2 protein-coding genes are annotated in these 2,866 nt (G+C 70.4%); one reads left to right on the plus strand and one right to left on the minus strand.

Features of this window, described 5'->3' with window-relative positions:
• Positions 1–298: AMP-binding enzyme (locus tag Y694_RS20985; RefSeq protein WP_036236261.1), on the plus strand; the 298-nt coding region annotated here is incomplete at its 5' end.
• A gap of 34 nt (positions 299–332) precedes the next feature.
• Here the strand turns inward: Y694_RS20985 and Y694_RS20990 are convergent.
• Positions 333–2,327, minus strand: coding sequence for a sigma-54-dependent Fis family transcriptional regulator (locus Y694_RS20990; RefSeq protein WP_036236264.1), 1,995 nt, complete (start codon positions 2,325–2,327; stop codon positions 333–335).
• Between the last annotated feature and the right edge of the window lie 539 nt (positions 2,328–2,866).

The raw sequence follows: 2,866 nt of genomic DNA on the forward strand, positions 1-2,866 counted from the left end.
CCCGCTCAAGGGCCAGGTGGCGGTGGCCTTCGTGGTGCCCAAGGACGCGCGGGGGCTGGAGGAGCCGCAGGCGCGGCTGAAGCTCGAAGGCGACATCATGAAGACGGTGGACCAGCAGCTCGGGGCGGTGGCGAGGCCGGCGCGGGTGCACTTCGTGACGCTGCTGCCCAAGACCCGCTCGGGCAAGCTGCTGCGCCGTGCGCTGCAGGCGGTGGCCGAGGGCCGCGACCCGGGCGACCTGACCACCATCGAGGACCCCACGGCCTTGCAGGCCATCCGGGAGTTGCTCGGGCGGTGAGGCAGGGGGGTGGTGGCCGCGCGGCGGCCACCGTTCAGTGGATGCCGTCGCGCGCGATCGGCCGCTCGTCGTGGCCCGCCTGGGTGAACTCGCTCTGGTCGATGGCGAGTTCCGCGAACTTGCGGTACAGCGTGGAGCGCGCAATGCCCAGCGCGTTGGCCACGTGGTTGACCTTGCGGTACTTGCGCAGCAGGCCCAGGATCAGCTGGCGCTCGTAGTCGCGCACGGCGGCCAGACCTTCGCCGGCCGTGCCGGCCACCACCGGTTCGGTGCTGGTCTCGGGCGGGCGGGTCACTTCGGGCGGCGGGCATTCGAGGCCGATCGCGCCATCGGCGCACAGCACGGCGGCCTCGATCACGTTGCGCACCTCGCGCGCATTGCCCGGCCAGCGGTAGCGTTCGAGCGCGGCGCGGGTGTCCGGCGGGAGCTGCACCGTGGGCAGGCCGTGCTTCTGGCGCATGGCGTCGCCGAACTGGTCGATCAGCAGCGTCAGGTCGCAGGGCCGCTCGCGCAGCGGCTTGATGGACTTCTGGACGATCTTCAGTCGGAAGTACAGGTCCTGGCGGAACCGGCCCTGCGCGACCAGCTGCTCCAGGTTGCGGTGCGTCGCGGCGATGATGCGGCAGCGCGCCTGCTGGGTCTCGCAGGAGCCCACGCGCTGGTAGCTGCCGTCCTCGAGCACGCGCAGCATCGCGGCCTGCATGGCCAGCGGCAGCTCGCCCACTTCGTCGAGGAACAGCGTGCCGCCCTTGGCGGACTCGAAGTAGCCGGCCCGGCCGCGCGGGTCGGCGCCGGAGAACGCGCCCCTCACGTAGCCGAAGAAGGTGCTCTCCATCAGGTCTTCGCTGATCGCGCCGCAGTTCACCGCGATGTAGGGCTCGGCGCGGCGCGGGCTGCTGGCGTGCAGCTGCCGCGCAAGCAGCTCCTTGCCGGTGCCGGTCTCGCCGATGATCAGCACGTTCACGTCGGCCGCCGCCACGCGCTCCAGCTCGCCCAGCATGCGCCGGGTGTCCGGGTCGCGGGTGAGGAAGTGGCCGAAGCGCTTGACCGGCTCCACCGCGTCGCGCAACGAGGACGGCGTGTTCGACGGCAGGAACACGCGGTCGTAGCTGGCGGGCTTGGCCAGCAGGATGAGGGTGCCGATGCGCGATTCGGAGTTGGGTGCGGTCACCTCGAAGGTTTCGCGCACGGCGGGGGTGCCCTCGAAGCCGCCCGAGGCCCAGTTCTCGGCGATGCGCCGGCAGCGGTCGCTGGGCGTGTGGATGGCCAGGCGCCCGGCATGGTCCAGCGCCAGCATGTCGTCGAAGGGGTAACGGCGAGCCGCCTCGCTGAAGGCGGTGACCAGGCGGCTGCGCTCGAGCTCGCGGTGCATGGTCATGCGCGCCTGGATGGAGTTCGCGACCGAGACGGTGAGGGCGAGCGCCTGTTCGCGGAAATCCGACGCCATGGTCGTGTAGTCGATGACGCCGAGCACGGTGTGGCCGTCGGCGTCGAAGATGGGCGCGGCGCAGCACGACCACGACTGCCATCCCTCGCAGAAGTGCTCGGAGGCGAACACGTGCACCGGCTGCCGCTTCGCGAGTGCCGTGCCGATGCCGTTGGTGCCTGCCGTGGCCTCGTCCCATTGCGAGCCCACGACGATGCCGGTGCGGCTGGCTGCGAACTCGCCGACGCGCGGGTCGCCGCTGATGTGCAGCGCGCAGCCGGAGCGGTCGATCAGGATCATGATCCCCGGCACGTCGGCGAGGAAGCGGTCGACGTCCCTCACGATCGGCACCGCGGTTTCGAGCAGCAGCTGTTCCGCCTGCATGCGCAGGCGGAATTCGCTGTCGCTCAGGCGGCGGCCCATGGTCATGGCGACGTCGACGCCCAGCGCCTTGCAGCGCTGCCATTCGTGCAGCAGGAGCTGCTGGTAGGTGTCGCGGCGCTCCTCGGTGTCGATCAGCCCGGCGTTGAAGCGCTCCCACAGGCTCTTGACCCCGCGGGCGTCCTTGTCGAAGCCGAGGTAGGGGCTGGCGTTCGGCTTCATGACAGACCTGCGCTCATCGCGTGAATCCCGTGCGGTGGTGAGTGAGGAAAGGTCTGCCGATTACACCGGTTGGCCGGCTTCTTCTCAAGCAGATCAAACCCTGTCCGGTGTCCCAGGAATCGGACAGCCGGCGCCGCGCGGCGCGCGGCGATCGGGCCTGTCCGGAGTCTCGGACACGCTGTCCGAAAGTGGGGCGCGCCCGAACGCCCGGACGGCCCGCCGAGGCCCGCGACAGGGTCGCCGGTTCAGGGTGAACCCTGGCGCCAGGCCGGCAAACGCCATGGCCCGTGATTTGCGATTCCGGGGTCGGTGCCGCTGCGCGATGCAGCGGTCGCTGCGCGCGCTGGCCGCCCCGGGAGCGACGGCATGCGGTTACTCAACGAATGGATGAACGGACGCCCAGGTGCCTGATGGAAAAGATTGACCTGCGACGCAAGCTGGCGCGATTTGCACTGGGGAACCGGTGGGCGATCCTGGTGGTGATGGGGCTGATCACGGCGTTCTTTGCGGTGGGCCTGGTGCGCGTGGACGTGAAGACC

This window comes from Methylibium sp. T29-B (assembly GCF_000576225.1).
Classification (GTDB): domain Bacteria; phylum Pseudomonadota; class Gammaproteobacteria; order Burkholderiales; family Burkholderiaceae_C; genus Methylibium; species Methylibium petroleiphilum.